The sequence below is a fragment of the Natronospira elongata genome, assembly GCF_034931365.1.
Lineage (GTDB): Bacteria > Pseudomonadota > Gammaproteobacteria > Natronospirales > Natronospiraceae > Natronospira > Natronospira elongata.
Map to the genome: position 1 here is coordinate 1 of NZ_JAYGII010000079.1, position 2,357 is coordinate 2,357.

Below are 2,357 nucleotides of genomic sequence, written 5' to 3' on the forward strand. Positions count from 1 at the left end.
TGCATCGACCCCTTGAGAGCCTTGCCCTTCGACCGCGGATCGTCCACCGCAAGGACACGGTTCTTCAGGTAGTCTCGGATTCGCCGCTGAGTCTGTGGGTCAAGCTTTCTGAATTCCCTGGCAGCGGCTTGCTCAAACTCAATCTGCCAAATCACCCCAGACATCCTCAGCCTTTACGGTATGACTACGACCAGCACGCAGCTCCTCGAGACGCTGCTCGGCGAGATAGATGTCTTCGAGGTCGTCGAGATGGTCTTCGACCAGCCGGCGAAGATAAAACGCCTTACTGCGCCCGGTAGCCTTTGCGAGCCGGTTAAGGCGATTCTCGGCCTCTGGGCTGAGGCGAACGGTGGTCGGCATGGGAGCCTCCTAATGAATACATGTAATCAATGTATTCATTGTGCTCCCGAACCGCTGGCCACGCCAGCCCGACGCCACCCAATTCCGCGATTCCCGGGATCCACGCCAGGCCGCCCGAACATTCCCCCGCCTTCCTTTGCGTCCCTTGGCGTTCCTTGCGCGAGGCAATCCTTTGAATTTTATCCTTCTCAGCGTCTCAGCATCTTGGCGCGAGGCCGCCATTAAAAACCCCAGACCAACGGGATTATCCCCACCGCCACGAGGCCGGTCACGAGGGTCATGGGCAGGCCGGCCTTGATGTAGTCGTTGAACTGATAGCCCCCCGGCCCATAGACCATCAGGTTGGTCTGGTAGCCCATGGGGGTCATGAAGCTTGCCGAGGCGGCGATCATGAGGGTGATCGCGAAGGGGAGGAAATTGACATCGAGTGATTGGGCGGCTGACAAAGCCACGGGAATCATGAGAACGGCCGCCGCATTGTTTGTAATCAATGCACTGAACAAGGCCGTGATTACATAGATAACTGCCAGTGTCAGCCAGGGGTTACTGCCGATCAGGCCCACCATGGATGCGGCAAAGCTTTCCGCTACGCCGGTTTCATGCAAGGCTCCGCCAATACCAAAGGCTGCGCCAATGACAATCAGAACCTGCCAGTCCACCTGGCGGCGGGCATTGGAGGCCGTGGTGCAACGGAATGCAAGCATACCCAATGCAGCCAGCAAGGCAGCCTGAAAGATGCTCAGCAAACCAGTGGTCGCCAGCAGCACCATGCCCGCCAACAACAGACCCGCCGGCAGGGCATGTTCATGTCGGGGCGGGCTGGAATCGTTGAGCTGGCTGACCAGATAAAAATCCCGGGAATAGCCATACTGCTCGGCAAAGCCCGGCCGGGTTTCGAGAAAGAGACTGTCGCCGGGGCGCAATCGGATATCGCCGGGCTTGGCCTTCAGCCGCCGCCCCTCCCGGGCCACTGCAATCACCACCGCCCCATAGCGATTACGGAAACGCCCGTCCCGAATCGTCTGGCCCACCAGGGGGCAGGACTCGGAGACCACCGCCTCCACCATGGTCCGCTGGCTGCGCGGCCCATCCAGCTTGAAGACCTGATTGGTCGCCGGCACCAGGCCACGGATCTTCTGCAGCTCCACCACCGCATCCGGCACCCCCACGAACACCAGCCGGTCGTCCGCCTGCAGGCGCTCGCTCGGCGAGACGGCCGGAATGAGTTCCCCCCGGCGCTCGATTTCCACCAGATAGGAGCCCGCCAGATGCCGCAGCCCGGCCTCTTCCACCGTCTGGCCCACCAGGGGCCCATCGGCGCGTACCAGCATCTCCACGCTGTACTCACGGGGATTTTCCACCTGCCGGCTGATGGATTCGCGCTCCGGAAACAGCCAGCGCCCAAACAGCAGCATCAGCAGCAAACCCGCCACGGCGACCGGCAGCCCCACCCAGGCGATCTCGAAGAAGCCCAGGCCCCGCTCACCCTCGGTCCGCAATAGATAGCCGTTGACGATCAGGGTCGTGCTGGTCCCGATCAGGGTGCAGCTGCCACCGAGAATGGCGGCATAGCTCAGAGGCATCAGCAAGCGGGAACGGGACAGACCGAACTTGCGCGCCCATTCGCTGATGGTGGGAATCATCATCGCCACCACCGGGGTGTTGTTGAGAAAGGCCGAGAAAGCCGCCACCGGCAACGTCACCCGGGCCTGGCTGCCCACCGCCGAGCGCGGCCGGCCCAACACCCGGGCCGCAATCCACTGGGTCGCACCGGTATCGCGAAGCCCCGCCACCACCACATAGAGCACCGCCACTGTGGCCAGGCCCTCATTGGCAAAGCCCGCCAGGGCCTGGTCCGGCCCGATCACCCCAAAAACCAGCAGTGCCGCCAGGGCTGCCACAAACAACACATCCACCGCCAGGCGGCTGAAAACCAGCAAGCCCAGCAGCAGCGCAAGCACGGCAATCGTGACCCAGGCCTCGAAACCCATGTGGGA

Annotated in this window: 2 protein-coding genes; both read right to left on the reverse strand. The window is 62.4% G+C overall.

What is annotated here, in order from left to right; all coding sequences use genetic code 11:
• Positions 1-138 precede the first annotated feature (138 nt).
• Complete coding sequence (gene relB / locus VCB98_RS13750) at positions 139-360, reverse strand: type II toxin-antitoxin system RelB family antitoxin (protein WP_346053504.1); 222 nt, start codon at positions 358-360, stop codon at positions 139-141.
• Positions 361-581: 221 nt separating this feature from the next.
• Entirely contained in the window at positions 582-2,351 is a 1,770-nt protein-coding gene (locus tag VCB98_RS13755) for an SLC13 family permease (protein WP_346053506.1), read from the reverse strand.
• Positions 2,352-2,357 lie beyond the last annotated feature (6 nt).

Excerpts from the sequence above, each read along its gene's own strand:
- relB (WP_346053504.1), bottom strand. The coding sequence starts at position 360 with ATGCCGACCACCGTTCGCCTCAGCCCAGAGGCCGAGAATCGCCTTAAC.
- VCB98_RS13755 (WP_346053506.1), bottom strand. The coding sequence starts at position 2,351 with ATGGGTTTCGAGGCCTGGGTCACGATTGCCGTGCTTGCGCTGCTGCTG.